The organism is Achromobacter sp. (assembly GCF_049647645.1).
GTDB lineage: Bacteria > Pseudomonadota > Gammaproteobacteria > Burkholderiales > Burkholderiaceae_B > Achromobacter.
Genome location: NZ_JBARYB010000052.1, coordinates 22,010 through 48,285, shown reverse-complemented (window position 1 = coordinate 48,285; position 26,276 = coordinate 22,010). Strand labels below are relative to the sequence as shown.

At 67.7% G+C, this 26,276-nt stretch carries 28 protein-coding genes and 1 riboswitch; of the genes, 18 read left to right on the top strand and 10 right to left on the bottom strand.

What is annotated here, in order from left to right; genetic code table 11:
• Positions 1-15 precede the first annotated feature (15 nt).
• From WBB14_RS05570 to WBB14_RS05520, 11 genes are all read left to right on the top strand, one after another.
• On the top strand, positions 16-927 hold the full coding sequence (locus tag WBB14_RS05570) for a fumarylacetoacetate hydrolase family protein (protein WP_013391208.1): 912 nt from the start codon (positions 16-18) through the stop codon (positions 925-927).
• A gap of 49 nt (positions 928-976) precedes the next feature.
• The gene (locus WBB14_RS05565) at positions 977-2,161 is read left to right on the top strand and encodes an ABC transporter substrate-binding protein (protein ID WP_424238932.1); all 1,185 of its coding nucleotides are present in this window, start codon (positions 977-979) and stop codon (positions 2,159-2,161) included.
• Positions 2,158-3,072 carry a branched-chain amino acid ABC transporter permease gene (locus WBB14_RS05560; RefSeq protein WP_424238931.1) on the top strand — a complete coding sequence of 305 codons (915 nt, stop codon included), beginning with the start codon at positions 2,158-2,160 and terminating at the stop codon, positions 3,070-3,072. Before WBB14_RS05565 ends, WBB14_RS05560 begins: the two co-directional genes overlap by 4 nt.
• Positions 3,069-4,055, top strand: a complete 987-nt coding sequence (locus tag WBB14_RS05555) for a branched-chain amino acid ABC transporter permease (RefSeq protein WP_424238930.1) — start codon at positions 3,069-3,071, stop codon at positions 4,053-4,055. The genes WBB14_RS05560 and WBB14_RS05555 overlap by 4 nt, the downstream gene beginning before the upstream one ends.
• Complete coding sequence (locus WBB14_RS05550) at positions 4,045-4,815, top strand: ABC transporter ATP-binding protein (protein ID WP_424238929.1); 771 nt, start codon at positions 4,045-4,047, stop codon at positions 4,813-4,815. The genes WBB14_RS05555 and WBB14_RS05550 overlap by 11 nt, the downstream gene beginning before the upstream one ends.
• A complete protein-coding gene (locus WBB14_RS05545) occupies positions 4,802-5,494 on the top strand; it encodes an ABC transporter ATP-binding protein (protein WP_424238928.1) in 693 nt (230 codons plus the stop codon). Before WBB14_RS05550 ends, WBB14_RS05545 begins: the two co-directional genes overlap by 14 nt.
• Positions 5,495-5,637: 143 nt before the next feature.
• Entirely contained in the window at positions 5,638-6,399 is a 762-nt protein-coding gene (locus tag WBB14_RS05540; RefSeq protein ID WP_424238927.1) for a GntR family transcriptional regulator, read from the top strand.
• The gene (locus WBB14_RS05535; protein WP_424238926.1) at positions 6,392-7,276 is read left to right on the top strand and encodes an alpha/beta hydrolase; all 885 of its coding nucleotides are present in this window, start codon (positions 6,392-6,394) and stop codon (positions 7,274-7,276) included. Before WBB14_RS05540 ends, WBB14_RS05535 begins: the two co-directional genes overlap by 8 nt.
• Positions 7,277-7,307: 31 nt before the next feature.
• Positions 7,308-8,222, top strand: a complete 915-nt coding sequence (locus tag WBB14_RS05530; RefSeq protein WP_424238925.1) for a LysR family transcriptional regulator — start codon at positions 7,308-7,310, stop codon at positions 8,220-8,222.
• Between the two features lie 150 nt (positions 8,223-8,372).
• Entirely contained in the window at positions 8,373-9,362 is a 990-nt protein-coding gene (locus tag WBB14_RS05525; RefSeq protein ID WP_424238924.1) for a Bug family tripartite tricarboxylate transporter substrate binding protein, read from the top strand.
• A gap of 49 nt (positions 9,363-9,411) precedes the next feature.
• Positions 9,412-10,356: a succinylglutamate desuccinylase gene (locus WBB14_RS05520; RefSeq protein WP_424238923.1), complete on the top strand. Its 945-nt coding sequence runs from the start codon at positions 9,412-9,414 to the stop codon at positions 10,354-10,356.
• A gap of 15 nt (positions 10,357-10,371) precedes the next feature.
• Here the strand turns inward: WBB14_RS05520 and WBB14_RS05515 are convergent, their stop codons facing one another.
• The 3 genes from WBB14_RS05515 to WBB14_RS05505 form a co-directional block, all read right to left on the bottom strand.
• Positions 10,372-10,893 (bottom strand): lipocalin family protein, encoded by a 522-nt coding sequence (locus tag WBB14_RS05515; RefSeq protein ID WP_013391219.1) that lies wholly within the window; start codon positions 10,891-10,893, stop codon positions 10,372-10,374.
• Positions 10,894-10,974: 81 nt separating this feature from the next.
• The gene (gshA, locus tag WBB14_RS05510) at positions 10,975-12,546 is read right to left on the bottom strand and encodes a glutamate--cysteine ligase (RefSeq protein ID WP_424238922.1); all 1,572 of its coding nucleotides are present in this window, start codon (positions 12,544-12,546) and stop codon (positions 10,975-10,977) included.
• Positions 12,547-12,578: 32 nt separating this feature from the next.
• Positions 12,579-13,472 carry a lysophospholipase gene (locus WBB14_RS05505; protein ID WP_424238921.1) on the bottom strand — a complete coding sequence of 298 codons (894 nt, stop codon included), beginning with the start codon at positions 13,470-13,472 and terminating at the stop codon, positions 12,579-12,581.
• A gap of 56 nt (positions 13,473-13,528) precedes the next feature.
• Here WBB14_RS05505 and WBB14_RS05500 point away from each other — a divergent pair, with 56 nt between their 5' ends.
• Positions 13,529-14,068, top strand: a complete 540-nt coding sequence (locus WBB14_RS05500; RefSeq protein WP_424238920.1) for a hypothetical protein — start codon at positions 13,529-13,531, stop codon at positions 14,066-14,068.
• On the opposite strand, the gene WBB14_RS05495 is transcribed toward WBB14_RS05500, so the two are convergent.
• The gene (locus tag WBB14_RS05495) at positions 14,058-14,309 is read right to left on the bottom strand and encodes a helix-turn-helix domain-containing protein (RefSeq protein WP_424238966.1); all 252 of its coding nucleotides are present in this window, start codon (positions 14,307-14,309) and stop codon (positions 14,058-14,060) included. The genes WBB14_RS05500 and WBB14_RS05495 overlap by 11 nt on opposite strands.
• A gap of 181 nt (positions 14,310-14,490) precedes the next feature.
• On the opposite strand from WBB14_RS05495, the gene WBB14_RS05490 reads away from it, so the two are divergent.
• Entirely contained in the window at positions 14,491-15,387 is an 897-nt protein-coding gene (locus tag WBB14_RS05490) for an AEC family transporter (protein ID WP_424238919.1), read from the top strand.
• A gap of 67 nt (positions 15,388-15,454) precedes the next feature.
• Here WBB14_RS05490 and WBB14_RS05485 read toward each other — a convergent pair whose 3' ends face one another.
• The 5 genes from WBB14_RS05485 to WBB14_RS05465 all read right to left on the bottom strand — a co-directional run bounded on the left by WBB14_RS05485 (position 15,455) and on the right by WBB14_RS05465 (position 20,131).
• Positions 15,455-16,462: an Ldh family oxidoreductase gene (locus tag WBB14_RS05485; RefSeq protein ID WP_424238918.1), complete on the bottom strand. Its 1,008-nt coding sequence runs from the start codon at positions 16,460-16,462 to the stop codon at positions 15,455-15,457.
• Positions 16,463-16,500: 38 nt separating this feature from the next.
• Entirely contained in the window at positions 16,501-17,436 is a 936-nt protein-coding gene (locus WBB14_RS05480; protein ID WP_424238917.1) for a hydroxyacid dehydrogenase, read from the bottom strand.
• A 20-nt stretch (positions 17,437-17,456) separates the two neighbouring features.
• Positions 17,457-18,467 carry a Bug family tripartite tricarboxylate transporter substrate binding protein gene (locus WBB14_RS05475; protein WP_424238916.1) on the bottom strand — a complete coding sequence of 337 codons (1,011 nt, stop codon included), beginning with the start codon at positions 18,465-18,467 and terminating at the stop codon, positions 17,457-17,459.
• Between the two features lie 179 nt (positions 18,468-18,646).
• Complete coding sequence (locus WBB14_RS05470; RefSeq protein WP_424238915.1) at positions 18,647-19,822, bottom strand: UxaA family hydrolase; 1,176 nt, start codon at positions 19,820-19,822, stop codon at positions 18,647-18,649.
• A gap of 27 nt (positions 19,823-19,849) precedes the next feature.
• A complete protein-coding gene (locus tag WBB14_RS05465; protein WP_013391229.1) occupies positions 19,850-20,131 on the bottom strand; it encodes a UxaA family hydrolase in 282 nt (93 codons plus the stop codon).
• Between the two features lie 168 nt (positions 20,132-20,299).
• Here WBB14_RS05465 and WBB14_RS05460 point away from each other — a divergent pair, with 168 nt between their 5' ends.
• The 4 genes from WBB14_RS05460 (at position 20,300) to WBB14_RS05445 (ending at position 24,436) form a co-directional block, all read left to right on the top strand.
• Positions 20,300-21,055, top strand: coding sequence for a GntR family transcriptional regulator (locus tag WBB14_RS05460; protein WP_424238914.1), 756 nt, complete (start codon positions 20,300-20,302; stop codon positions 21,053-21,055).
• An 87-nt stretch (positions 21,056-21,142) separates the two neighbouring features.
• Positions 21,143-21,224, top strand: a riboswitch (SAM riboswitch).
• On the top strand, positions 21,214-22,473 hold the full coding sequence (gene metX, locus WBB14_RS05455) for a homoserine O-succinyltransferase MetX (protein WP_424238913.1): 1,260 nt from the start codon (positions 21,214-21,216) through the stop codon (positions 22,471-22,473). It overlaps the preceding riboswitch by 11 nt.
• Positions 22,470-23,084, top strand: coding sequence for a methionine biosynthesis protein MetW (gene metW / locus WBB14_RS05450; protein ID WP_424238912.1), 615 nt, complete (start codon positions 22,470-22,472; stop codon positions 23,082-23,084). Before metX ends, metW begins: the two co-directional genes overlap by 4 nt.
• A 101-nt stretch (positions 23,085-23,185) precedes the next feature.
• Entirely contained in the window at positions 23,186-24,436 is a 1,251-nt protein-coding gene (locus WBB14_RS05445; RefSeq protein WP_424238965.1) for a muropeptide transporter, read from the top strand.
• Between the two features lie 86 nt (positions 24,437-24,522).
• Here WBB14_RS05445 and WBB14_RS05440 read toward each other — a convergent pair whose 3' ends face one another.
• The gene (locus WBB14_RS05440; RefSeq protein WP_424238911.1) at positions 24,523-25,392 is read right to left on the bottom strand and encodes a universal stress protein; all 870 of its coding nucleotides are present in this window, start codon (positions 25,390-25,392) and stop codon (positions 24,523-24,525) included.
• Positions 25,393-25,614: 222 nt separating this feature from the next.
• Here WBB14_RS05440 and WBB14_RS05435 point away from each other — a divergent pair, with 222 nt between their 5' ends.
• Positions 25,615-26,253: a trimeric intracellular cation channel family protein gene (locus tag WBB14_RS05435; RefSeq protein WP_424238910.1), complete on the top strand. Its 639-nt coding sequence runs from the start codon at positions 25,615-25,617 to the stop codon at positions 26,251-26,253.
• Positions 26,254-26,276: the final 23 nt, after the last annotated feature.

Sequence of the window (26,276 nt, the reverse complement as noted above, 5' to 3'; positions counted from 1 at the left end):
ATAAATGGAGTTCCTATGCGCTTGGTGACCTTTCGCGCTCATCCCACCGCCGCTGCCCGCCTGGGCGCGCTGGCCGAAGGCTATGTGATCGACCTGGCCTTGCTGGGCCGCGCCGGCGGCGTGGACCTGCCCGACGACATGCTGGCGTTCATCGATCTGGGCCCCGTGGCCGTGGCGCAGGCCAGCAAGTTGATGGAAGCCTATCGCGGCAACTGGCCCGTGGGCAGCGCACTGCCGCAGGAAAACGTCAAGCTGCTGGCGCCGATTCCGCGTCCGCGCAAGAACATCTTCGGCATCGGCCTGAACTACGTGGAGCACGTGGCGGAATCCAGCCGCACGCTCGACACCTCGGCCGACTTGCCCAAGCAGCCGGTGATCTTTTCCAAGCCGCCCACCACCGTCATCGGCCCGGGCGACGCCATCGAGCACAACGCCAAGATCACGCAGCAGCTCGACTGGGAAGTGGAGCTGGCCGTGATCATGGGCCGCCGCGCTTCGCGCGTGGCCGAAGCCGATGCGCTGTCCTACGTGTTCGGCTACAGCGTCATGCTGGACATGAGCGCGCGTGATTGCCGCCGCGCCGGCCAGTGGATCTATTCCAAGGGCCAGGACACCTATGCGCCCTTCGGCCCCTGCATCGTGACCGCCGACGAGATTCCGGATCCGCAGGTGCTGGACCTGTGGCTGACGGTCAACGGCGAGAAGAAGCAGGGCTCCAACACGCGCCACATGCTGTTCAAGGTGCCGTTCCTGATCTCGGACATCAGCGCCGGCATCACCCTGGAGCCGGGCGACATCATCGCCACCGGCACGCCGGAAGGCGTGGGCGCGGGCCGCAAGCCGCAGGAATGGCTGTGGCCGGGCGACGTGGTGGTGGCCTGCGTGGAAGGCATCGGCACGCTGCGCCATCCGGTGGTGGCGGTTTAAAACGCCCGGCCGCCGGGGCGGCGGGCAACGCAGTCTCCAAGGGGAAAACATGATCAAGAAACAGATACTGGGCGGCGCGTTGTCCGTCGCATTGGGCGCCGCGGCGTCCGTGGGGGCGGCACAGGCCGCTGAACCGGTCAAGATCGGCTTCATCGCCACCTTGTCCACGCCAGCGGGTTATATCGGCGAAGACGAGCGCGATGCGTTCAACCTGGCCATCAAGCAGGGCGGCGGCAAGCTGGGCGGCGTGCCCGTGCAGCTGGTGATCGAGGACGACGGCCTGAAGCCCGCCAATGCCAAGCAGGCGGCCGACCGCCTGCTGCAATCCGGCGTCAAGCTCTATACCGGCGTGAATTTTTCCAATGTGCTGGCGGCGGTGGTGCCCAGCGTGGTCAAGTCGGGCGCGTTCTACGTCAGCCTGAATCCCGGCCCGTCGAATTTCGCGGGCGAAAAGTGCGATCCCAATTATTTCGTGGCGTCCTACCAGAACGACGCCTTCCATACGGCTGGTGGCGTGGCGGCCAACGAACTGGGCTACAAGAAGGTGGTGCTGTTGGCGCCCAATTACCAGGCAGGCCGCGACGCCATCGAAGGCTTCAAGCGCACCTACAAGGGCGAGGTGGTCGCCGAGATCTACACCAAGCTGGACCAGTCGGACTTCTCGGTGGAGCTGGCGCGCCTGCGCTCGCTGGCGCCCGACGCCATCTACCAGTTCCATCCGGGCGGCACGGGCATCAACTTCGTCAAGCAGTATGCGGCGGCCGGGCTGAACAAGAGCATCCCGATGCTGATGCCCAGCTTCTCGATGGATGCGCGCATGATCAAGGCCACGGGCGACGCCTCGGCCGGCGCCTACATCACCGGCATCTGGTCGCAGGACTTCGACAACGCTCCGTCCAAGGCCTTCGTGCAGGCGTTCAAGGACGCCTACGGCCGCGTGCCGACGGACTACGCCATGCAAGCCTACGACACCGCGCAGTTGATCGGCGCGGGCCTGAAGGCCACCGGCGGCGACTTGTCAAAGGCGGCGGAGTTCCGCGCCGCGCTGCGCCAGCCCGATTTCACATCGCTGCGCGGGAAGTTCAGCATGAACACCAATCAGCATCCGATCCAGGACCTGTATTTGATGCGCATCGAGAAGGGCAGCGACGGCAGCCTGTCGCCGCACCTGGTCCGCAAGCTGGTATCCGATGACAAGGACGCCTACGCGCAATTCTGCAAGATGCCGTCATGACGCTCCTGTTTGAACAGCTGCTCAACGGGCTGCAGTTCGGCGCCATGCTGTTCATGCTGGCGGCCGGATTGACGCTGATCTTCGGCATCATGGGCGTGGTCAACCTGACGCATGGCTCCTTCTACATGGTGGGCGCCTACTGCGCGGCCTACGCCATCGGCACCACCGGCTCGTTCCTGGCGGGCGTGCTGGCGGCGCTGCTGGGCGCGGGCCTGTATGGCGTCTCGGTCGAGGTGCTGGTGATACGCAAGCTGTACAAGCGGGATCACCTGTACCAGGTTCTGGCTACGTTCGGCTTGCTGCTGTTTTCCAACGAGGCGGTCAGCCTGATCTTCGGCCGGAGGCCGCCGCTGGTGGGCATCCCTACCTTCCTGGAAGGCGCGGTGACGCTGGCGCCGGGGTTCCAGTATCCGCTCATCCGCCTGTCCTTCATTGCCATCGGCGCGCTGGTGGCCGTGGGCCTGTGGTGGCTGGTCAACCGCACGCGGATCGGCATGCTGATCCGCGCGGGCGCCGACGACCGCGAAATGGTCGATGCGCTGGGCATAGACATCCGCAAGCTCTACACGCTGGTGTTCGGCCTGGGCGCCTTGCTGTGCGGACTGGCCGGCGTGATGGCCGCGCCGCTGTTGGCGGTGGAGATCGGCATGGGCGAACGCATCCTGATCACCACCTTCGTGGTGATCGTGATCGGCGGCGTCGGCTCGGTGCGCGGCGCATTGGCCGGCGCCTTGCTGGTCGGCATGGTGGACAGCCTGGGGCGCGCTTTCCTGCCGCAGCTGCTGTCGACGATGTTCTCGCCGGCCACGGCGGACCCGCTGGCCGCGGGCATGGCGTCGGCCAGCATCTATGTGTTGATGGCGATCGTGCTGATCGCCAAGCCGGGCGGGCTGTTTCCGGCGCGAGGATGAAGATGGCATACACACTTACGAACCGCGCCCGCTGGGGCCTGGGCGGCCTGGCGGTGCTGATCCTGCTGCCGGCGGCGGCGCTGGCATCGGGTTCGCCCTTCCTGATCGGCGTGGTGACGCGCTTCCTGATCTACGGCCTGGCCGCGGTCAGCCTGGACCTGGTGATCGGCTACGGCGCCATGGTCAGCTTCGGCCACGCCATGTTTTTCGGGCTGGGCGGCTACGCGGTGGGCATCATCGCCTTCCACACGGCCGAGGCCGGCCCCATCTTCGGCTGGGCCGGCAGCAACGCGGCGCTGGTGGTGTGGCCGATAGCGCTGGCCGTGTGCGCGCTGGCAGGCTGGCTGTTCGGCTATCTGGCGCTGCGCACGCGCGGCGTGCAGTTCATCATGATCACGCTGGCGTTCGGCCAGATGGTGTACTTCGTGCTGGTGTCGCTGCAGTTTTACGGCGGCGATGACGGCCTGATGATTCCGCAGCGCAATGAACTGCCTGGCATCAATCTGGAAAGCCCCATGGTTTTCTACTACGTGTGCCTGGCGTTGCTGACCCTGTGGACGCTGCTGTGCATCCGCGTGACCAATTCGCGCTTCGGCATGGTGCTGCAGGCGCTGCGCCAGAGCGAGCGGCGCGCCATCAACCTGGGCGTGGCGCCCACGCCTTACCGGCTCAGCGCCTTCGTGCTGTCGGCGGTGGGCACGGGCCTGGCCGGCGTGCTGTGGGCCAACTATGCCGGGCTGGTGACGCCGGACATGGCGGCCTGGACCAAGTCCGGCGAACTCATGGCCATCGTGATCCTGGGCGGCGTGGGCACGCTGCTGGGCCCGATTGCGGGAGCGGCGGTGTTCCTGGGGCTGGAGCAGATGCTGTCGTCCCTCACCGAACACTGGCTGCTGTACATGGGCCCCATCCTGGTGCTGGTGGTGCTGTGGGGCCAGAAAGGCCTGTTCGGCAAGCTGTTGGAGACGCGCCATGCCGACTGACGCAAGCGCGAGCCTGTTGCGCCTGACGCAGCTGCGCAAGGCCTTCGACGCAGTGGTGGCGACCAATGGCGTGGACCTGGAAGTGCGCGCGGGCGAGATCCACGCCATCATCGGTCCCAATGGCGCGGGCAAGTCCACCTTGATCGCGCAGATCTGCGGCGAGATCCGGCCGGACTCCGGCACCATCCACCTGGACGGCCGGGACGTGACCGCGCTGCGCGCCTTCGAGCGTGCGCGCCTGGGGCTGGGGCGTTCGTTCCAGATCACCGAGCTGTGCCAGGAGTACACCGCGCTGGAGAACGTGATTCTGTCGCGCATGCTCAAGGGCGGCCGCGCCTTCCAGGCCTGGTCCAACCCGCGCCATGATGCCGTATTGAAGACCGAGGCGATGCAGTGGCTCACGCACGTGGGGCTGGAAGACCGTCGCCATGTGCGTTCGGCGGACCTGGCGCATGGCGAGAAGCGGCAGCTGGAATTGGCGGTGGCCTTGGCGCGCGCGCCGCGCCTGCTGCTGCTGGACGAGCCCATGGCCGGCATGGGGCCGGAGGAATCGGCGCGCATGACGCGGCTCTTGCAGGGCATGAAAGGCGACTACGGCATTCTGTTGGTGGAGCACGATATGGACGCGGTCTTCGCGCTGGCCGACCGGATCAGCGTGCTGGTCTATGGCCGCGTGGTGTTCAGCGGCTCGCCCGAGGAGGTGCGCCGCCATCCGGAGGTGCGCGCCGCCTATCTGGGAGAAGAACATGTTGAAGGTTGAAGGGCTGACCGGCGGCTACGGCTCGAGCAAGGTGTTGTTCGGCATGTCGTTCGAGGCCAGCGAAGGCGAGGTGATCTCGCTGATCGGGCGCAACGGCATGGGCAAGACCACCACGATCAAGACCCTGATGGGCATGCTGCCGGCCACCGGCGGCGCGGTGCAGTTCCGCGGCCGCACGCTGGGCCGGTCCGCGCCCAGCAGCGTGGCGCGGCTGGGCGTGGGGCTGGTGCCGGAAGGCCGGCGCGTGTTCGGATCCCTGACGGTGCAGGAGAACCTGGTGGCGACCTCGCGCGCCGCACCCGGCGGATGGGACCTGGAACGCGTCTACACGCTGTTCCCGAGACTGAAGGAACGCCGCGGGCAGTCGTCGCGGACCCTGTCCGGCGGCGAGCAGCAGATGCTGGTGGTGGGCCGGGCGCTCATGACCAACCCCAAGCTCCTGATTCTGGACGAAGCCACCGAGGGGTTGGCGCCGCTGATCCGGCAGGAGATCTGGCGCTGCCTGCGGGCGCTGAAGGGTGAAGGCCAGACCATCCTGGTCATCGACAAGAACCTGCCTGAGATGGCGACGCTGGTGGACCGCCACTACATCGTGGACAAGGGGCGGGTGGCCTGGTCGGGGCAGCCGGCGGAACTGTCCGCGCAGCCCGAGCTGGCGCAACGTTACCTCGGCATATGAACCCGCCCCGCGGCCCGGAACACGACGCCGCGCGCGGCGGCGGCTTACGCTGCGGCCGGCAGGCGCAAGCGCCGGAGGGCGCGGGTAGAATGGGCCGCCTGAGCGCGGATCGGCGGGCTGTCCGCTGACATCTGGAGACCATCTTGAAGCCTAGAATCAAAGCTTCCCGCCAGGACGATCCCGGATCGGACGGGAGCGCCGGCGTGGAGGAAATCACGCTGTCCGAGCAGGTCTATCGCCTGCTGCGGCGCGACATCATGCGCGGCGCCTTCGCGCCGGGCCAGTCCTTGCGGCTGGAATTGCTCAGGCAGCGCTACGGCAGCAGCTTTTCCCCCATCCGCGAAGCCCTCAACCGCTTGCGCAGCGAACGCATGGTCATCAGCACCACCTCGCGCGGCTTCAGCATCGCGCCCTTGTCGGTCGAGGAAATGTGGGATGCCTGTGAAACCCGCATCCTGATCGATTGCGACGCGCTGCGCCGATCGCTGGCCAATGCCGACGACGCCTGGGAAACCCGGCTGGTCGGCGCGTACCATGCGCTGACCCTGGCCGCGCAACGCGCCGAGGCCGCCACCGCGCCTTCCGAAGAATTGGACGAGTTGCTGGAGGCGCGTCACCTGGAGTTCCACCACGCGCTGATCGGCGCGTGCCGTTCCCACTGGCTGCTGGACCTGTCGACCCAGCTCTATGCGCAGACCGAGCGCTACCGCCGCCCGGCGCGCGCTGGTGCAACGGCGTACGGGCCGGAGCGCAGCGTCGACGACGAGCACCGCCAGTTGTTGGACGCCGCCATCTCGCGCGACGTGGAAGGCTCGGTCGCCATGCTGGCCGCGCACTACCGCAAGACCGCGCAGTTCATCGAACGCATCATTTCCCAGCCCCAATCGCAGGCCAGGCATGCATAACTCCGACATCGACCTTTTCTTCCCCACCATCGCCGAGCGCGAGGTGCAGTACAACGCACGCGAATCGGTGCCGGATTTCGACGCCTGCGTGCGCCGCTATGCCGAGTCCTCGGCGCGGGTGCGCACCCGCCGCCCCGGCGTGCTGGACCTGCGCTACGGCATGGGCCAGGACGAAAGGCTGGACCTGTTTCTGCCCGCCGCCTCGCAGGCGCCCGCGCCGCTGTTCGTGTTCATCCACGGCGGCTACTGGCGCGCGCAGCGCAAGGAAGACGCGCCAGTCATGGCCGAAGCTTTCAACGCCGCGGGCGCCGCCGTGGCGACCCTGGAATACACGCTGGTGCCCGAGGCCACCCTGGGCGAGGTGGTGCGCGAGGTGCGTTCCGCCGTAGCGTGGCTGTACCGGAACGTGGCGGCCTATGGCGTGGACCCCGAGCGGATCTACGTCAGCGGCAGCTCGGCGGGCGGCCATCTGGCCGGCATGCTGGTCGCGCCCGGCTGGCCGGCGCGCTATGGCGTGCCGGACGACGTGATCAAGGGCACGCTGGCGCTCAGCGGGCTGTTCGATTTGCGACCCCTGTGCGACGTGCTGCCGAACACCTGGCTGCAGCTGACGCCTGAGCAGGCGGCGCACCAAAGCCCGATCTTCCATCTGCCGGAACGCGCGGGCGCGATGCTGCTGGCGGTGGGCGGGCTGGAGACCCAGGGCTTCAAGAACCAGACGGCGGCCTATGAAGCCGCCTGGAATGCCGCGGGGTTGGCGTCCACCCGCATCCCGACGCCGCATTGCAATCACTTCGACCTGGTCAATGAACTGGAAGACCCGGACAGCGACCTGACCCGCGCCACCCTGGCGATGATGGGGTTGGGCGCAAGGTGAGCGGGGGGGCGATGGCGTAAGCTTGGCGCCCATGGCCGACCTGAAACTTCTTGAAGACCTGATTGCGCTGGCGCAGACCGGCAGCTTCGTGCGCGCGGCCGAGCTGCGCCACGTCACGCATCCTGCTTTCGGCCGGCGCATCCGCACGCTGGAGGCCTGGGCTGGCGCGCCACTGATCGAGCGTCAGCGCCTGCCCGTGGTCCTGACCGCAGAGGGCGAGGCTCTGCTGAAGACAGCGACCCAGGTGGTGGAGCAGATGGGGCAGGTGCGCCACCGCATCCGCAGCTTCGGCGCGGGCGGCGAGGCCGTGCTGCGCATTGCCACCGGCCGCAGCCTGGCCCGCACGCTGGTGGCGGACTGGATCGCGCGCTTGCGCCACCGCGCGCCCAAGGTGCTGACCGAGGGCACGCAGGTCGAGCTGTCCACCGGCATGATGCAGGACATGGCGGCCCGGCTGGAGCAGGGCCGCGTGGACCTGCTGTGCTGCTACGAGCATCCGGCTCTGTCGGTGCAGCTGAGTCCCGGACGCTACCGCTACATGACGCTGGGCACGGACAAGCTGGTGCCGGTCAGCCAGGCGGATTCCCGTGGCCGGCCGCGCTACGCGCTGCAGGAAGGCGGACCGTCCGTGCCATTGATCACCTACGCGGGCGGCCTGGCGATGGAGCGCATCGTCGGCGACCGCCTGGAGGCCACGCCCTATGCCCTGGCGCCCTTTTTGCGCAGCGATTCGCTGGATGCCGCGCACGGCGCGGTCGCCAAGGGGCTGGGGGTGGCCTGGCTGCCCTGGTCCATGGTGGCGGCGGATTGCCGTCGCGGCGCGCTGGCTGCCCTGGGTGGCCGCAGCGAGGAGATTTCCTTCGAGGTGCGGCTGTACCGCTCGCGGGCGCGGCTGGCGGACCTGGCCGAAGCGGCTTGGGAAGCCACGGCCAGCCGCAAGGCCTGAAATCCGTCTGATGCATTGCCGGCGCGTGCTGAATCCGCACCAAGATGTGCTGACTTGGCACGGGATGTCCCTGGTGTACGTCCGAGAATAGCTCCCGAAACATCGAATGAGACGGCGCCGCCGTCCGCCACAGCACCCCAGGGAGAAAACATGAAATCCGTCCTGCATCCGTTGCGCGGCGCGCTAGCCGCGCTCTGTGCCGTCTCCGCGTTTGCCGCGGCGCCTTCCGCGCACGCCGAATATCCCGAACGCGCCATCTCGCTGGTGGTCGGTTATCCGGCGGGCGGCAGCGTGGACCTGACCGCGCGCCTGTTCGGCGAAGAGCTGGCCAAGCGCCTGGGCCAGAGCGTGGTGGTCGAGAACGTCGGCGGCGCCGGCGGCACCATCGGCGCGCAGCGCGTGGCGCGAGCCACACCCGACGGCTACACGCTGCTGCTGGGCTCGACCAATGAAATGGTGATCGCCAGCATGATCAACAACGCCGTCAAGTACGACAGCGTGAAGGACTTCTTGCCGCTGGGAGTGATCGCCTCGCAGCCGATGCTGCTGGCCGCCAGCAAGAACTCCGGCGTGAAGACTGCCGCCGAGTATCTGCAGAAGCTGCGCGCCTCCGCGCCCGGCAGCTTCAACTACGGTTCCTCCGGCGTGGGCACGACCCTGCACCTGGCCGGCGAGATGATCAACCAGTCGACCGCCACGCGCGCCGAGCACGTGCCGTACCGCGGCGTGGCGCCGCTGGTGACGGACTTGATGAGCGGCCAGCTGGACTACGGCATGCTGGTGCTGTCCTCGGGCCTGCCGCAAGTGCGCGGCGACAAGATCGTGGCCCTGGGCGTGACGGAGAAGAAGCGTTCGCCGGTGGCGCCGGATCTGCCGGCCCTGGCGGAAACGCCGGGATTCGAAGCCGTGGACATCAGCGTCTGGTTCGCGCTCTACGGCCCAGCAGGCCTGCCCGAGCCCGTGGCCGCCAAGCTGCGCAGCGCGCTGGCCGACACGCTGAAGTCGGAGCAGTTCCGCGCCAAGATGCAGGAAGCCGGCGGCGTGCTGTCGCAGCCGGGCCTGGATCCGGTGGCCTATCAGGCCGAGGAAACCAAGAAGTACGGCGCGCTGGTCAAGGCCGCCAAGATCGAAGCCCAGTGATTCGAAATCCAGTCATCGCAACACCCGAGCACCGCAGCGGACAATATTCATGGAATTCAAGCTTCCCGTACCCGACCTGAGCGCCGAGCGCGCCGGCAACACCGGCACCCCTGGCGTGTGGCATTTCGATTCAGGCCTTCCGGGGCGCGCGCTGATGGTGTCCGCGCTGGTGCATGGCAACGAGCTGTGCGGCGCCTGGGCCTTGAAGGACTTGCTGGCGGCGGGCCTGCGGCCGCGCCGCGGCAGCCTGACGCTGGCATTCTGCAACCTGGAGGCGTTCGACCGTTTCGACCACGCCCGCCACGATGCGTCGCGTTTCGTCGCCGAGGACATGAACCGCGTCTGGAGCGCCGAGCGCCTGGACAACCCCACCACCCCGGATCGCCAGCGCGGCGCCGAACTGCGCCCCTGGGTGGAGCGCGCAGACTGGTTGTTGGACCTGCATTCCATGCATGAGCCGGGCGCGCCCTTGCTGCTGACGGGCGTCCTGCCGCGCAACATCGCGCTGGCGCGCCGCCTGAAGGCGCCGCAGCACGTGATCGTGGACGCGGGGCACAAGGACGGCGTGCGCATGCGCGACTTCGGCCAGTTCGGCGACCTAGCCTGTGATGACGCTTGCGCCTTGCTGATCGAATGTGGCTTCCATGGCGACCCGGCCGCGCGCGACGTGGCGCGCGACATGGTGGCGCGCATGCTGCTGGAGTCGGGCGTGGCGGATGCCGGGGATGTACCGGCGGGCTGGCTGCTGCCGGACGCTGAAAGCCAGCGCGTGCTGGAAGTGACGGACGCGGTGGTCGCGCCGTCCATGGACCTGCGCTTCTCCGAGCCCTGGACGGGCCTGGAGACCTTAGAGCAGGCCGGTTCGACCCTGGGCTGGGCCGATGGCCAGCCCATCGTCACGCCCTACGACCGGTGCACCTTGGTGATGCCGTCCTTGCGCCAGTTGAAGCCGGGCGTGACGGTGGTGAGGCTGGCGCGGGATTACGCAGGGTAAGCGCCGCGGCCCGTCCTACTTTTGCGGCGTATACCGCAGTTCGTCCAGCTGGTAGCCCTGGGCCTTGGCGGCGTCGAGGGCCTTATCCAGTTCTTCCTTGGGCAGCTGCGGCGAGCGCGACAGGATCCACAGGTACTTCCTGTCCGGGGTGCCGACCACCGACCAGCGGTATTCGGGATCCAGGCCGATCACCCAGTAGTCGCCCTTGAACGGCTTGAAAAACGAGACTTCGAGCTTGGCATTGTTGCTGCCTTCCACCACCGTGGCAGTGCCGGACGCGGTGTCGATGTCGCCGTCCTTGGTGCGGCAGCGATTGTTCACGCCAACCGTGCCGTCGGCATGCGCGGTGTATTCGGCGGTGGTGTCTCCCACGCAATCGCGCTGGAAGAACATGGGGAAATTCGCGATTTCATACCACATGCCGGCGTAGCGCTTCAGGTCCACCGATTCCACGGTCTGCATGGGCGGCGGCGCGGCATGGACGATCCCCGCCACGCTGGCGGCCAAGGCCAGCAGGAATGTTGCGGTGCGGCGCATGGGGAAAACCTCCTGAGGTGTCAGAGCGGTCCGCGCCGACCGGCAGGCGGCCGGCGCGGATCAAAACCTTAACGATACGCCTTATTTGCGCGGGGCCTTCAGCGCCGCGTGGTAGCGGGCCACGTAGGTATCGAAATCCTCGGTATCCGATTGCTCCAGGCGCTGCTGCTCCGCCGTGGACTGCGCGGCGGCCAGCTCATAGGCGGCAGCCAGGTCGGCCGGCAGGGCCTGTGCGCGCAGCGCGTCGGCGTGCTTGCGGCTGAGGTCCAGCGAATAGTCATGGAACGACAGGCGGCTCTCCGTCAGCGAGGCCAGCAGGCGCGCCGATGGCGTGGAGTCGGGCTGGTCGAGCTTGGCGCGCTGGGCCGCCAGGGCTTCGGCATAGGCGCTGCCGCCCAGGGCGGAGTCGAACAGCGCGGCATAGGGCGCGATCTGGTCCAGCAGTTCGTGGCCCCACTGCGCCAGGCCGATGGACTGGCCTTCGCGGTCCAGCATCAGGCCAGGCTTGCGGCCTTCCTTGACGACGGTGGAGAAGTTGTCGGCGCTGCGCTGACAGTAGCCGTTGGCGGGGAAGAAGGGACTGTCGGACGTGGTGCAGAACAGCAGGAACGCATCGACGAAGCGGCCGGTGTCGGCGTCGATGCCGACCGGCGAGTTCGGGTCGATGTCCAGGCAGCGGACTTCAACGTATTGCACGCCGCGCTCGGTCAGCGCCGTGATCGGGCGTTCGCAGCGGCCGGTGGCGCGCTTGGGGCGGATGCTGGAGTAGTACTCGTTTTCGATCTGCAGCACGTTGGTGTTGAGCTGGATCCATTCGCCGTCGCGCTTGGTGCCAATCTTCTGGTAATCGGGCCAGGGCTGGGTCACCGCGTCGTACAGGCGGCCGAGGAACGTGTCCAGGTCGTTGTAGCAGAGCTTGAGCTGCGACTGGGCCTTGTTCTGGTAGCCCAGGTCGCTCATGCGCAGGCTGGTGGCGTAGGGCAGGTACAGCGTGCTGTCGCCCAGTTTTTGCAGCGGATGTTCGCGCCCGCGCAGGAAATCGCTGGACAGGGCCGGGGCGGCGCCGAACAGGTACATCAGCAGCCAGGAATAGCGCGTGAAGTTGCGGATCAGGCCGATGTAGCCGCGCGAGCGGCGGTCCTGGATGCTGCCCGGCTGAGTGTCCAGCACGGACCACAGTTCTTCGGCCAGCGAGAAGTTGTAATGCACGCCGGCGATGCACTGCATCGTCTTGCCGTAGCGCACGGCCAGGCCGCGGCGATACACGTGCTTGAGCATGCCGGTGTTGGACTTGCCGTACCAGGCGATGGGAATGTCGGCTTCGGGTGGCAGGGTGGCTGGCATGGACTGATTCCAGATCAGTTCATGGTCCAGCACGCTGTAGACGTGGCGATGGGTGTTGGTCAGCTCGGCCAGCAGCGCGTCGACGTCCGTGTGCGTGCCCGTGATGAGTTCGAGCAGGGATTCGGAATAGTCGGTGGTGACGTGTTCGTTGGTCAGCGCCGATCCCAGGCCGGCGGGGTGCGGCGTGCGGGACAGGACGCCTTGCTCGTCCACGCGCAGGCCTTCCTTTTCGATGCCCCGCAGGGTCTGGGTCAGCAGCGATCGGTTGGCCTCCAGGCGGGAGAGGCGGTTGGCGGCAGTATCAGTCACGGGTTCTTCTCGTTTGGGTCTGTCGCCGGATTTTACGGGGTGCCGGCCTCCTGTGCCGAGGGAGTCAATACTGGGGACAGGGACAATGCCTGGGCGGTGCGCGCCAGCCACTCGTCGAGGTCGGCGTAGACCGGGTCGGCGATGGGGGCGGTTTCATTGAAAATCTCGTGCCAGGCGGTGTCGTACCAGCGCAGGGTCAGCAGTTCGGCGGGCGCGCGCTGGGCGAATTGGCGGCTGCCCTCGGCGGCGACGATGGAGTCATCGCCAGCCACCATCAGCAGGGTGCGACAGGCCAAGAGCGGGGCTTCGCGCAGGGACTCGCGGCCGCCTTCGTCCACGAAGCGGGCCAGGCGCCCCGTCATCTGGCGCCGCACCAGGGGATCGCTGCGATAGGCCTTCACCACGGCAGGATCGTGGGAGATGCGGGCGGGCGCCAGGCCGTGGGGCACGCGCAGGTCGGGCGCATGCAGGGACATCCAGGTCAGCGTGCGCCGCACCCAGGGAGGCACGTGCACCACGAAAGGCGGCGAACTGAGCACCAGGCCGTCGATCTCGGCCATGCGCCGCAGCGCGATCCGCACCGCGACCAGGGCGCCCAGGCTGTGGCCCAGCAGGATGGGCGGACGTCCGTGCGCGGCGGTCCAGGCCCGCAGCCGGTCGACCGCATCGACGACCAGGTCGTCCTCGCGGCTCAGGGTGGCGGGCCGCCCGCCGGAACGGCCGTGGCCGCGATGGTCATGGGCGCCCACGGTCCAGCCGCGGGCGGTCAGCCAGCGCGCCAGCCGGTCGTAGCGTCCGGCATGCTCGCTAAGCCCGTGCAGCAGGTAGATACTGGGAGTGCCCGGACCGACGACCGGCGGGGCCACATTGGGGGCGGCGGGCCAGACATAATTGGCCAAGGGAGTGCCGTCTGGCGCGGGGGTCATTGAAATCGGCGACAATTTCTGGCTTCCTCGAAATGAATAGACAGTCCAGGTCCGTAATGACGATTTCATCGCTGTTTCGTTTCATGTTCAAGAAAGCCGGCGCGATTGCCGCGCTGGCCCTGCTGATCACGGCCTGCTCGCCCAGTTACAACTGGCGCGAAGTCGACGTGGCCGACGGCCACGCGCGCGCGGCGTTTCCGGACCGGGTCACGACCGACACCCGCGACCTGAAGCTGGACACCCATACCTTGCGTTTTACCCTGGCCAGCGCCACGGTGGGCGAAGCGGTCTTTGCCGTGGGTTCGGCGCCGCTGCCGCCCGACATCGCGAAGGATCCGGCCGCCAGGCAGGCGCTGGGCATGGCGCTGATGCATTCGCTCTATGCCAACATGCAGGCGCCGCCGCCCAATGAATGGCCGCCTTATGGGCAGGACATCGAGGTCCAGGGCAAGGCCATGGGCAAGCCGGGCTGGCTGCGCGCCAGGGTCTGGGTGACCGACACCATGCTGATCGAGGCCGTGGCGGCCGGCACCGTGGAAAGCCTGCCGGCCGAGCGGGCGCAAGAGTTCCTGCGTTCCGTCGTCATCAAGCCGTGACGGGCTGGATCAGGCCCAACCTCAGTGCCGCGACCACCGCGGCGCGCCGGCCGCGCACGCCGAGTTTGTCGCAGGCGTTGCACAGGTGGAAATTCACGGTGCTTTCGCTGACGCCCAGGATGCGGGCGGTTTCCCAGCTGGTCTTGCCCATGGCGGCCCAGTGCAGGCAGCTGGCCTGGCGCTCCGACAGGGGCTTGATGGCCTGGGTCGGACTGGTTGCCGGATTCAAGGCTGAACCCATGGCTGGGGGCGTGGCCGGGTTCATGGCCGGGGGCGTGGCGGAGTGGGCGGTGGCTGGCATGGCGATGGGGGGCAAAAGCCCGGCGATTGACGAGTTGCCTCATGCTGCCGTCCGGACAGGCCGCCCGGCAAGCGATGATGCCTTCGCGCATCAATCCTCTTATCTCTAACGGAATAAGCGCATGTCCGCCGTCGTGCAGTTCTATTTTTCGTCGATCGTGCTGATGCTGCCTCTGCTCTTTTGCGCGGGCATAGGGGTGTACTGGGGCAAGCGGGATCTGCCGTTCGGCGGCTCCTTCATCACCATGCTGGTGACCTCGGTGACCACGCCAGCCCTGGTGTTCCACACCTTCGTCACCACCCACCTGGACGATCGCGCGCTGGCCGACGTGGCAGTGGCGACCCTGCTGGCGCTGCTGCTGTGCGCGCTGGCATGCGCGCTCCTGCTGAAGGCAAGCAAGCTACCCGTGCGCACGTTGCTGCCCACGGCGTTCCTGCCCAATGCCGGCAACCTGGGGCTGCCGATTTCGCAGATGGCTTTTGGCGACGCCGGCCTGTCGGTGGCGGTCGCGTTCTTCGCGGTCAGCTCCTTCGTCATGCACACCATCGCGGTGCGTCTGCTGCCGGGGGTGAACACCAAGGGCAGCTGGAAGAGTCCGATTTTGCTGGCGTCCCTGGTCGCCGTGGCTCTGCGACTCATGCATGTGCCGGTGCCCGAGTGGGTGATCGAGACCTCGCGCATGCTGGGCGCGGTGACCGTGCCGCTAATGCTGCTGAGCCTGGGCCACGCCCTGGCGCTGATTCCGTCCAACGGCCTGCGCGACGGCGCCAAGGTCGCCGCCATCCGCCTGGTTGTGGGCCTGGCCGCGGGGCTGGCGGTGGTATGGGCGCTGGACCTGGAACCGGTGCTGGCCGGCGCGCTCAGCCTGCAGATGGCCATGCCCTGCGCGGTGGTCAGCTACATGTACGTCAAGCGCTACACGACGCAGGGCGATACCGCGGCGGGGGCGGTGCTGGTGTCGACCGTGGCGTTTCTGCTGCTGGCGCCGGTGATCCTGTGGTTCAGCCGCGGGGCTTGAGCTCGGGACGATTGCCGCGACGCTGCCGCGACAATTGCGTGTCCCCGCGAGCGTCGCGGGAAACGGCCTACGCCGTACCCGCCATCGCGCGCAATTGCGCCATCAACGCGTCGGGAATGTCCACGCCGTGTTTGAGCGCTTCGTCGCGCAGCTTGCGGCGGCGGTCGCCGGGCAGACGCACGCCTTCGTCTTCCAGCATGGCGTCGACCAGTGTTTCGACGCGGTCCAGGTAGGTGTTGTTGCCGGCCAGCGCGCCGGGGTCGATCGCCATGAAGGCCTGGCCCAGCCGCGCGGGGCCGCCTGCGTCGACGAAGAAGGACTCGGTCTCGAAGCCGAAGTGCGAGCCGGTCAAAGCACAAGCCAGCAGTTCGACGATCAGCGCCAGCATTGCGCCTTTGACGCCGCCGGCGGGTAGCATGCTGCCGGCAAGGCCGGCCTTGGGGTCGGTGGTGGGCTGGCCGTCGGCGTCCAGCGCCCAGCCCAGCGGGATGGGCTGGTTGTCGCGGGCCGCGATCATGAGCTTGCCGCGCGCGACCTGCGACAGCGACAGGTCGATCACCAGGCGCGCGCCGCCCCGCCGGGGAAAGACGGCGGCGATGGGGTTGGTGCCGAAGAGTGGCCGCTTGCCGCCCCAGGCAGGCATGGCGGCGGGCGAGTTGCTCAGCGCCAGCCCCACCAACCCGAGGTCGGCCAGGGCTTCGAGGTGATAGCCCGCTTCGCCGAAGTGGTGGCTGTTGCCGACGCCGATGAAGGCCACGCCATGCTCCCGGGCGCGCAGGCCGGCCTGTTCGACAGCCAGTGCGCAGGCGGGGAAGGCCAGTCCGGATCCGGCGTCGATCAGCGCCGCGCCGCCGCGTTCATGCACGATGCGCGGCACGGCCGAACCGATGGCGCGGCCGGCGCGCAGGTGCCCGGCGTAGAAAGGCACGCGCGACAGGCCATGGGAGCTGAGTCCCTGGCTTTCGGCGAAGACCAGCGCGCGCGCCGTGCTGTCGGCCATGGGCGCGTTGGCGCCGGCGGCGGCCAGGCCTGCCGCCGCCAGGAGTTGCAATTCGTCCAGATAGATGTGAGCCATATCCTTCTCTTCAAGGGCGGGCGCCGGGCCGTGTGGCTTCATCGGTCGCCGCCGGTAAGCGCCATTGTCACCCCGGCGGCCACCATGTCGGAAACGCGGGTGTTGGCTTCTTGCGTCAGGCCGGCGATATGCGGCGTCAGGATCAGATTGGGCGCGTCCGCCAGCGGGCTGCCCGCAGGCAGCGGTTCCTGTTCGAACACGTCCAGCGCGGCGCCGCGCAGATGACCGGTCCGCAGGGCCTGGGCCAGCGCGGCTTCGTCCACGATGCCGCCGCGCGAGGTGTTGATCAGCACCGCGCCCGGCCGCATGCGCGCGATGCGGCCGGCGTCCAGCAGCCGCCGCGTGCCGGGCGTGAGGGGCAGATGCAGGGTGACGGCATCGGCCCGGGCCAGCAGCTCATCCAGCGGCGCGGGGGTGACGCCGGTTTCCCGCCAGGCGGGATGGTCCGGCGGCAGCGCCGCATCGCAGCCGGCCACGCGCATGTCCAGCCCCTGCGCCAGGCGCGCCGTCAGTCGTCCTATGCCGCCGAAGCCGACGATGCCCAGCGTGCGGCCGTGCGCTTCCAGGCCCTGCGACAGCGCGTTGCGGGGCCACGCGCCCGCCGCGACCTCGGCCGTCGACGCATAGGCGCCGCGCAGCAGCATCAGCACCGTGCCGATGACGTATTCGGCCACGGCGCGCGCATTGGCGCCGGTGGCCGGGATGACCGCGATGCCGCGCGCGGCGCAGGCCTCCAGGTCGATGTTGTCCAAGCCCACGCCCAGGCGGCCCACGGCGCGTAGCCGTGGAGCCGCCTGCAGCAGGGCTGCGTCCACCTTGCTGCGGTTGCGCACGATGAGGCCGTCGGCCTCGGCCGCCGCCGCCAGCAGGGCATCGCGCTGTTCCACCAGTTCAGGCGCGTACCGCACGTTGAACCGCTGGCGCAGCGCGTCGACCGCGGGCGCGTCCATGAACTCGGAGATGAGGATATGCATGGGCAGGGACTCCACGGTGGTCAGGCGATCTGGATGTTGGCGTCGCGGATGATCTTGGCCCAGCGGTCCACCTCGGATTTCAGGTAGGCGCCGAACTCCGCCGGGCCGCGCGGCTGCGGCACGAAGCCCAACTGCAGCAGCGCCTGCTTCATGGCGGGCTGCGAGACCTGGCGCACGATGGCGTCGCCAATGCGTTGCACCAGTTCGGGCGGCGTGCCCGCCGGCGCCAGCACGCCGGTGAAGTTCTCGACGATCAGGTCGGGCAGGCCAGCCTCCTTCACGGTGGGCACGTCGGGCAGATCGGCGCTGCGTTCGCGGGTGGTGATGGCCAGCGCTCGCAAGGAGCCGTTCTTCACATGCGCAAGCGACTCTGGATAGTTGGAGAACACCACGTCGAGGTGGCCGCCTATCAGGTCGGTGAGGGAGGGGGCGCCGCCCTTGTAGGGGATGTGCATCATCGGCACGCCGGTGAGCTTCTGGTAGAGCGCCAGCGTCAGGTGCGGCGGCGTGCCGTTGCCGCTGGATCCGGCCGACAGCGACTTCGAGCGGGCCGCCTTCGCCAGGTCGGCCATGCTCTTGATGTCGCTCTTGGCATTGACCACCACCATGATGGGCGAGGACGCGAGCCCCGCCAGAGGCGTCAGGTCGCGGGTCAGATCGTAGCCCGCCTTGCCGGCGAAGAGGGTGGCGTTGGCCGCGTGCGACAGCGTGATCGCCAGCCAGGTATAGCCGTCGGGCGCCGCGTGCGAGACGTGCGCCGCGCCGATGTTGGCGCTGCCGCCGGGTTTGTTTTCCACCACTACGTTCCAGCGCTCGGCGTCGCTCAGGGCCTTGCCGACCTGGCGCGCGGCCACGTCGGTCAGGCCGCCGGGCGGGAAGGGCACCACGTAGTTGATCGGCCGTTCCGGCCAGGCCTTCTGCGCCAGGGCGCGCTGCCATGGCGCCAGGGCACAGAGGCCGGCGGCGCCCAGGGCGGCGAGCAGGCGCCGGCGTTGCGCGGCGTCGGGATGGAGATCGTATTCGCTGTTCATCTGTCTTCCTCCTTGGGTGGCGCCCGGGTAGGAATGCAACCGCCTGTGCTGCCGTGGCGGATGCCGCCCGGGTCTGCTGGTGTTGTTTTGAGACGATGCTGAGGGGGATACTGGGCGGCAGGACGGCGCGTCCGCACTTCTGCATGCGGACACGCCGTTGCCGGGGACGACAGGCGCGATTAAGCGCTTTCGAAGATGCGGGTCAGCACGAATTCGCGGTGGCCCAGCGCTTCGGCCGCGGTCCAGCGGCCGTTGGCGGTGGCCAGCATGCATTCCAGCAACTTGTCGCCGGCCTGGTTCAGGTCGATTTCGCGCTGCAGCAGGCCGCTGGTGTCCACGTCTATGTGCTCGGACATGGTGCGCACCGTGCGCGGATTGGCGCAGATCTTGATGACGGGCAGGATCGGGTTGCCGATGACGTTGCCCTGGCCGGTGGGGAAGAAGTGCACCGCGTAGCCCGAGGCCGCGCACAGGGTCACCATTTCGGCGGCGGCGGAGGACGAGTCCATGAACCACAGGCCGGGGCCGTCCGGGATCTCGGCCTTGTCGATCACGCCGTCCACGCGGCATTGCTTGCCGATCTTCTGGATGTTGCCCAGCGCCTTTTCCTCGATGGTGGTGAGCCCGCCGGCGATATTGCCCTTGGTGGGCTGGGATTCCGACAGGTCGCTGGTCTTCCAGCGGTCGATCATGGCCTGGTAGCGGTTGAACATGAACATGAAGCGCTCGCGCACCGCGTCGTTGGCGCAGCGCTCAGCCACGATGTGTTCGCCGCCGGTCAGTTCCGAGGTTTCGCCGAAGACCAGGGTGGAGCCCAGCCCGTAGAGCTTGTCGAAGGCATTGCCCACGGTGGGGTTGGCGCCACAGCCGGAAGTGGTGTCGGATTCGCCGCATTTGGTCGACACCCACAGATCGGCGATGGGACATTCGGTGCGCGTCAGGGCCGTGGCGTAGTGCACGAACTCCTTGGCGCAGCGCGAGGCGCGCATGATGGTGTCGTGGTCGCCGTGCAGTTCGATGCTGAAGCCCATGACGGGCTTGCCGGTGGCGGCGATGCCGTCCACCACGCGCTTGGTCCAGCCTTCCTCGATGCCGATCACCACCACTGCGGCGACGTTGGGATTGCAGCCGGTGCCGATCAGGGTGCGGAAGTGCAGTTCCAGGTCCTCGCCGAATTGCAGTCGGCCATAGGGGTGAGGCAGGGCCAGCGTGCCCTTGATGTTGTTGGCCACGGCTTCGGCCGCGGCGTTGGAGATGTCGTCCACCGGCAGGACGATGACGTGGTTGCGGACGCCGACGCGGCCATTGTCGCGGCGGTAGCCCTGGAAGGTGGTCGAGGCGGTGATGATGGACATGGTGGATTCCTGTGCGGGGTGGGGGGCTTACCAGCGCTTGGTCTTGATGTTGTGCACATGGGCGTGCTGGCCGGCCTGGATGGGCTCCACCACGCGGCCGATGTCGACGCCGTACTTGAAGACGGTGTCGCCCACGGCCATGTCCTTCATCGCCACCTTGTGGCCGATGGGGATGTCCTGCGAGGCGCGCACGTGGATGATCTTGTCTTCATCCATGATCCAGGCGTTGAGTTCGGTTCCGGCGGTGACGCCTTCCACCACGGCGACCGCCACCGTGTCCTTGGCATCGTGCAATACGGCGTGAATCATTTGTCTTCCTCTCTTGGGCTGGGGCGCGGGGGCGCGGATCGCTACGGCCAGGAAATCTTAGGACCCGGTTTCGCTCATGTCAACTAAATCATATATATGAATTGTATGACTTGAGCAGGGTCCGTCCCCGCCGCTACACTGGGGGCTCCTGATTTTTGCGATGCACCCATGAATACCAGCCTGTCCTCGACTGTGCCTTTGGGCAGTCCCTTGTACGCGCAGGTCAAGCAGGCCGTGCTGGCCGCGCTGGCGCAGGGCGAATGGAAGCAGGGCGAGGCGATCCCGCCCGAAAAGCTGCTGGCGGAGCGCTTCGGCGTATCCATCGGCACCTTGCGCAAGGCCATCGACGAGCTGGCGGCCGAAAACATCCTGGTGCGCCATCAGGGCCGCGGCACCTATGTGGCCGTGCATACGCGCAACCACCATTTCTTCAAGTTCTTCCGCATCGTGCGCCAGGACGGCGACAAGTCCTATCCCGCGACCGAGCTGCTGCGCTTTCGCCGCGTGCGCGCCTCGGCCATCGCGCGCGAGAAGCTGAATCTGCCTGTGGGCGCGATGGTGTTCGAGTTCATCAATGTGCTGTCGCTCAATGGCGACGTAGTGATGATGGACGAGATCTGCCTGCCGGAATCCTGCTTTCCGGGCATGGCCGAAGCGCACCTGCGCGACCGCGCCAGCACGCTGTATGCGCTGTATCAGGACGTGTTCGGCGTGAACGTGATCGCGACCGACGAGCGCCTGCGCACCTGCGTGGCCGAACGCGCTCATGCCCGGGCGCTGGGCGTGGCCGAAGGCAGCCCCTTGCTGGAGATCCGCCGCGTGGCGTTTTCCTACAAGCGGCAGGCGGTGGAATGGCGCATATCGCGGGTGAATACCGAGAGCTACGAGTACCTGGGCCAGGAGCCCTGGGAGGCCGGCGCCTGAACGGCCGCGGCATGCGGGCGGCGGGCTGGCGATGCCGCCCGCCGTTGCGGCGCGCGTCAGCAGTGCTAGAATTCCTGCCGCAGTACCAAATTTTTCGGCGCCGATTTGCCTGATCCGCTTGCGGGCGCCTTCCAATAAATCCAGCTAAAGAGGTCCGTATGACCACTCCTGCCCAGAATTTGGCCGGTGATTCGGCCAGCGGGTTCGTACCCGCACCCGTCACGACTTCCGACGCCGTTGATCCCGGTTCGGTCGGCCTCGTCGCTCCCACCTTCATCCGTTTCGATGAGCCGCTGCCTTTGCTCAGCGGCCAGTCGCTGGCCGCCTACGAGCTGGCCGTGGAAACCTACGGCACGCTCAATGCCCAGCGCAGCAACGCGGTCCTGATCTGCCATGCGCTGAACGCCTCGCACCACGTAGCCGGCCAGGCGGCCGACAACCCCAGCGATGTCGGCTGGTGGGACAACATGGTGGGCCCCGGCAAGCCGGTGGACACCAATATCTACTTCGTGATCGGCGTCAATAACCTGGGCTCCTGCTTCGGCTCGACCGGCCCGGCCAGCATCAATCCGGCTAGCGGCAAGCCCTGGGGCGCCGCTTTCCCGGTGCTGACCGTGGAGGACTGGGTGCGGGCGCAGGCGCGGGTGGCGGACCACTTCGGCATCGAACGTTTCGCGGCGGTGATGGGCGGATCGCTGGGCGGCATGCAGGCGCTCAGCTGGGCCATCACGCTGCCGGACCGCGTGGCCAATTGCGTGGTCATCGCCAGCACGCCGCGCCTGTCGGCGCAGAACATCGGCTTCAACGAGGTGGCGCGCCGCGCCATCATCACCGATCCGGATTTCCACGGCGGCGATTACTACGCGCAAGACACGGTGCCGCGCCGCGGCCTGTCGGTGGCGCGCATGATCGGCCACATCACCTATCTGTCCGATGACGACATGGCCGAGAAATTCGGCCGCGCCCAGCGCGCTCCTGCCGAGAATGGCGCCTACCACTACGGCTACGACGTGGAGTTCGAGGTGGAGTCGTACCTGCGCTACCAGGGCGAGAAATTCACCCGTTACTTCGACGCCAACACCTATCTGCTGATCACGCGCGCGCTGGACTACTTCGATCCGGCGCGTACCACCGGCGGCGACCTGGCCCGCGCGCTGGCTCCGGCCAAGGCAGATTTCCTGCTGGTGTCGTTCTCTACCGACTGGCGCTTTCCGCCGGAACGCTCGCGCGAAATCGTGCGCGCGCTGCTTAAGAACGCCAGCCCGGTGACCTACGCCGAGATCGACGCGCCGCATGGCCATGACGCCTTCCTGCTGGAAGACGCCCGCTACCATGCCGTGGTTCGCGGCTATTACGAACGCATCGCGCGCGAGCTCGGCCTCGGCGATGCTGCCCAGACCGAAGGACGCGCAGCATGACTCCCGTGACTCCTCGCCCCGCGCAAAGCATCCTGCGGCCAGACCTGGCGCGCATCGCCAGCTGGATCGAGCCCGGCAGCCGCGTCCTGGACCTGGGCTGCGGCGACGGCGCGCTGCTGGCGCATTTGCGCGACCACCGGCAGGTGCGGGGCGCCGGCGTGGAACTCGACGACAACTGCGTCATCGCCTGCGTGCGGCGCGGCGTCGAAGTAATCCAGCAGAACCTGGAAGACGGGCTGGCGCTGTTCGATGACCAGCAGTTCGACACGGTGGTGCTGTCGCAGACCCTGCAATCCATGCACCGGACCGAGCACATCCTGCGCGAAATGGCGCGGGTGGCGCGCTTCGGCGTGGTGTCGTTCCCTAACTTCGGCTACTGGCCGCATGGCTGGGCCATCCTGCGCGGCCGCATGCCGGTGACGGGCCAGATGCCTTACCAGTGGTACAACACGCCGAACATCCATCTGTGCACGCTGCGGGACTTCGAGCAATTGGCCGGAGAGGTGCGCCTCAGCATCCTTGAACGCGCCACCTTCAACGAAGAGCGCGAGGTGAAACTGCTGCCCAGCTGGCGCAGCACTCTGGCGGTGTATCGCTTTGCTTCGCCCTGAAATTTAGTAAGTTTCCGATTTGTACCGCGGGTCGCCAGGCCCTAGAATGCCGCAAGCCCGTGGCGCCTGGCCGGCGCGGCGGCGCGTTTCAGGAGACCGTTATTTCCGCAGCATCCAACGTCTACACCAGCCCCCGCGTGGCGCCTTTGCTGGTCCTGGGCTTTGCCAGCGGATTGCCGCTGGCCCTGACCAGCGGCACCTTGCAGGCCTGGGCCACGGTGGAAAACGTGCCGCTGCAGCAGATCGGTTTCCTGACCCTGGTGGGCAGCGCCTATACCCTCAAGTTCCTTTGGGCCCCGCTGGTGGACCGCTATGCGCCGCCCTTGCTGGGCCGGCGCCGCGGCTGGATGCTGCTGACTCAGTTGCTGCTGGCCGTGGCCATCATGGCGATGGGCGCCTTGTCGCCGTCCTCCACGCTGCAGAGCCTGGCCCTGCTGGCCGTGCTGGTCGCATTTCTGTCGGCCACGCAGGACATCGCTTTCGACGCCTATTGCACCGACGTGCTGCGCAAGGACGAGCGCGGCGCCGGCGCCGCCATCAAGGTCATGGGCTACCGGCTGGCCATGATCGTGTCGGGCGGGCTGGCGCTGATCCTGGCGGACCAGTGGATAGGCTGGGGCAACACCTATGTGCTGATGGGCGGCCTGATGCTGTTATGCGCGCTGGCCACGTTCTGGGCGCCGGAGCCGGAGCACGTCGCACGCCCGCCGCGCACGCTGCGCGAAGCCGTGGGCGAGCCGTTGCGCGAGTTCTTCACGCGGCGCGGGGCGCTGGCCGTGCTGCTGCTGATCGTGCTGTACAAGCTGGGTGACGCTTTCGCCGGGGCCTTGTCCACCACCTTCCTGATCCGCGGGGCGGGCTTCACGCCGACGGAAGTCGGCACGGTGAACAAGGTGCTGGGATTGGCGGCCACCATCATCGGCGCGCTGGCGGGCGGTTCGCTCATGTCGCGCTGGGGCCTGTACCGCTCGCTGATGGCTTTCGGCCTCTTGCAGGCGGTATCGAACCTGGCGTACTGGCTGATCGCCGTCAGCCCCAAGAGCCTCTGGCTGATGGCCGCGGGCGTGGGCATCGAGAACCTCTGCGGCGGGCTGGGCACGGCGTCCTTCGTCGGCCTGTTGATGGCGCTGTGCCGCCAGCAGTTTTCGGCGACCCAGTTCGCGCTGCTGTCGGCGCTGTCTGCCGTGGGCCGCACCTACCTGGCAGGGCCGCTCACGCCGCCGCTGGTTGAAGCCATGGGCTGGCCCGGCTTCTTTCTGTTGACGGTGGTGATCGCACTGCCCGGACTGGTGCTGCTGCATGTGCTGCGCGGCACGATAGAGACCATGGAGAAGCAGGGCGACGAGGCCTAGGATATTCATCCGGCGTCCGCCCTCGCACAAAGTCTGCAAGCAAGAAAAACGGCGCCGAGGCGCCGTTTTTTCATGCTCTGATCGACTTATTCCTCGCCGAGCAACCGGACGATCAGCACGTCGCTGGGCAGGGATTCCAGCAGCCGTTCGGCCACGCTGCCGATGGCGGTGCGCAGGATGCCGGTGCGGCCGTGGGTGCCGGTCACGACCAGGTCGGAACGGTGGTTGAACGAGTACTCCGACAGCACGGTTTCCGGCTGGCCGCATTCCAGCACCACCTTGGGGGCGGCAACCTGGGCCAGTTCGGGCGTTTCGGCGATGAACTCCTGGGCGCTCTGTTCGGCGGCATGATAGAAGCTGCGCGTGATGGCGTCGTCCGGCACGTTCTTGCCCTGGAACGGCACGTCATAGGAGTGGAACAGCGTCAGGTCGGCGTTCGGCACCAACTGCAGTGCGGCGCGCAGCGCCTGGCGCGAGCCGGCGGAGAAGTCGGTGGCGACCAGCACGTCGCGGTACGGCCGGCGCGGGCGGGTCTTGACGACCAACACCGGCTGGCGCGCCTGGCGGGCCAGCTTTTCCACCGTGGTGCCCAGCAACAGGCGGCCCAGCGTTTCATCGCGCGCGGTGCCGGTGACGATCAGCGAGCAGCCATAGCTGTCGGCGGTTTCCATGATGCGGACCAACGGGTCGCCGCTGACCACCACCACTTCGGTCTGCACGTCGGCCGCCGCCAGGTCTTCGGCCAGCTCGCGCTCGGCCAGCGCCTTGTGGTCGGTCGACAGGCGCCGCCATACCGGCGTGGTCAGGCGGGCCGGCGTCGCATGGGATTCCATGACATGCAGGACGATGAGCTTGGTGCCAAGTTCCTTGGCCAGTTGCAGCGCGCGGTCCAGGGCGCGGTCGCCGCGCGCGCTCAGGTCGGTCGCCAGCAGGATGGGGCCAGTTTGCTGTGTCATACGTTCTCTCCCGGTGATGGCCAGACCGCCGACTCCCGCGTGCGTGCGCTCCGGCCGATTCGCCCTTACGGGCATGTCCCTATTGTCCCGCGGCCTTGCTGAGGGGGATTTGATCGATGTCAACGCAATGTCGAGCGTAAGGGATGACGCGCGCGCAGGCAATGGCCGTGTACCGCGGCGCGGGCTTAATACAATGGGGCCAGTTCAACTATTGCCCGCCCCATGTTCCCGGATCTGTCGCCCACTCTGCTGCACACGCTGTACCTCGTCGCCATCGTGGCGGAAGCGATGACTGCGGCGCTTTCCGCCGGCCGCCGCGACATGGACTGGATGGGCGTCTGCATCATCGCCTGCGTGACGGCGCTGGGCGGCGGTTCGCTGCGCGATGTGCTGCTGGGGCATTACCCCTTGACCTGGGTGATCCATCCCGAATACCTGTGGATGACGGCGGGCGCGGCGATTGTCACCGCCTTGATCGCGCCGGTCATGCGGCGCCTGCGCAGCGTGTTCCTGCTGGCCGACGCGCTGGGCCTGGTGGCGTTCACGGTCATCGGTTGCCAGGTGGCGCAGCTGATGCAGCTGCCGGTCACGGTGGTGCTGATCAGCGGCATGATCACCGGCTGCGCCGGCGGGGTGTTGCGCGACGTGCTGTGCAACGAGGTGCCACTGCTGTTCCGCAAGGAACTCTATGCCAGCGTGGCCTTCGTGACCGGCGGGCTGTACCTGGGTGCGCAGGCCCTGGGCCTGTCGGCCAACGCCGCGGTGCCGATCGCGCTGGCCGCGGGCCTGGCGGTGCGCCTGCTGGCTCTGCGCTTCAATTGGCAGATGCCGAAGTTCGTTTATCGGGACGACTGGGACTGAAAGCAGGGCGGCATGGCGCTCTG

Coding starts and splice junctions, on each gene's coding strand:
- WBB14_RS05465 (WP_013391229.1), bottom strand. CDS start 20,131: ATGATTCACGCCGTATTGCACGATGCCAAGGACACGGTGGCGGTCGCC.
- WBB14_RS05460 (WP_424238914.1), top strand. CDS start 20,300: ATGAATACCAGCCTGTCCTCGACTGTGCCTTTGGGCAGTCCCTTGTAC.
- WBB14_RS05435 (WP_424238910.1), top strand. CDS start 25,615: ATGTTCCCGGATCTGTCGCCCACTCTGCTGCACACGCTGTACCTCGTC.
- WBB14_RS05560 (WP_424238931.1), top strand. CDS start 2,158: ATGACGCTCCTGTTTGAACAGCTGCTCAACGGGCTGCAGTTCGGCGCC.
- WBB14_RS05555 (WP_424238930.1), top strand. CDS start 3,069: ATGAAGATGGCATACACACTTACGAACCGCGCCCGCTGGGGCCTGGGC.
- metX (WP_424238913.1), top strand. CDS start 21,214: ATGACCACTCCTGCCCAGAATTTGGCCGGTGATTCGGCCAGCGGGTTC.
- WBB14_RS05470 (WP_424238915.1), bottom strand. CDS start 19,822: ATGTCCATCATCACCGCCTCGACCACCTTCCAGGGCTACCGCCGCGAC.
- WBB14_RS05500 (WP_424238920.1), top strand. CDS start 13,529: ATGACGATTTCATCGCTGTTTCGTTTCATGTTCAAGAAAGCCGGCGCG.
- WBB14_RS05515 (WP_013391219.1), bottom strand. CDS start 10,893: ATGCGCCGCACCGCAACATTCCTGCTGGCCTTGGCCGCCAGCGTGGCG.
- WBB14_RS05480 (WP_424238917.1), bottom strand. CDS start 17,436: ATGCATATCCTCATCTCCGAGTTCATGGACGCGCCCGCGGTCGACGCG.
- WBB14_RS05565 (WP_424238932.1), top strand. CDS start 977: ATGATCAAGAAACAGATACTGGGCGGCGCGTTGTCCGTCGCATTGGGC.
- WBB14_RS05530 (WP_424238925.1), top strand. CDS start 7,308: ATGGCCGACCTGAAACTTCTTGAAGACCTGATTGCGCTGGCGCAGACC.
- WBB14_RS05520 (WP_424238923.1), top strand. CDS start 9,412: ATGGAATTCAAGCTTCCCGTACCCGACCTGAGCGCCGAGCGCGCCGGC.
- WBB14_RS05485 (WP_424238918.1), bottom strand. CDS start 16,462: ATGGCTCACATCTATCTGGACGAATTGCAACTCCTGGCGGCGGCAGGC.
- WBB14_RS05535 (WP_424238926.1), top strand. CDS start 6,392: ATGCATAACTCCGACATCGACCTTTTCTTCCCCACCATCGCCGAGCGC.
- WBB14_RS05550 (WP_424238929.1), top strand. CDS start 4,045: ATGCCGACTGACGCAAGCGCGAGCCTGTTGCGCCTGACGCAGCTGCGC.
- WBB14_RS05570 (WP_013391208.1), top strand. CDS start 16: ATGCGCTTGGTGACCTTTCGCGCTCATCCCACCGCCGCTGCCCGCCTG.
- metW (WP_424238912.1), top strand. CDS start 22,470: ATGACTCCCGTGACTCCTCGCCCCGCGCAAAGCATCCTGCGGCCAGAC.
- WBB14_RS05495 (WP_424238966.1), bottom strand. CDS start 14,309: ATGGGTTCAGCCTTGAATCCGGCAACCAGTCCGACCCAGGCCATCAAG.
- WBB14_RS05440 (WP_424238911.1), bottom strand. CDS start 25,392: ATGACACAGCAAACTGGCCCCATCCTGCTGGCGACCGACCTGAGCGCG.
- WBB14_RS05505 (WP_424238921.1), bottom strand. CDS start 13,472: ATGACCCCCGCGCCAGACGGCACTCCCTTGGCCAATTATGTCTGGCCC.
- WBB14_RS05490 (WP_424238919.1), top strand. CDS start 14,491: ATGTCCGCCGTCGTGCAGTTCTATTTTTCGTCGATCGTGCTGATGCTG.
- WBB14_RS05525 (WP_424238924.1), top strand. CDS start 8,373: ATGAAATCCGTCCTGCATCCGTTGCGCGGCGCGCTAGCCGCGCTCTGT.
- WBB14_RS05545 (WP_424238928.1), top strand. CDS start 4,802: ATGTTGAAGGTTGAAGGGCTGACCGGCGGCTACGGCTCGAGCAAGGTG.
- WBB14_RS05475 (WP_424238916.1), bottom strand. CDS start 18,467: ATGAACAGCGAATACGATCTCCATCCCGACGCCGCGCAACGCCGGCGC.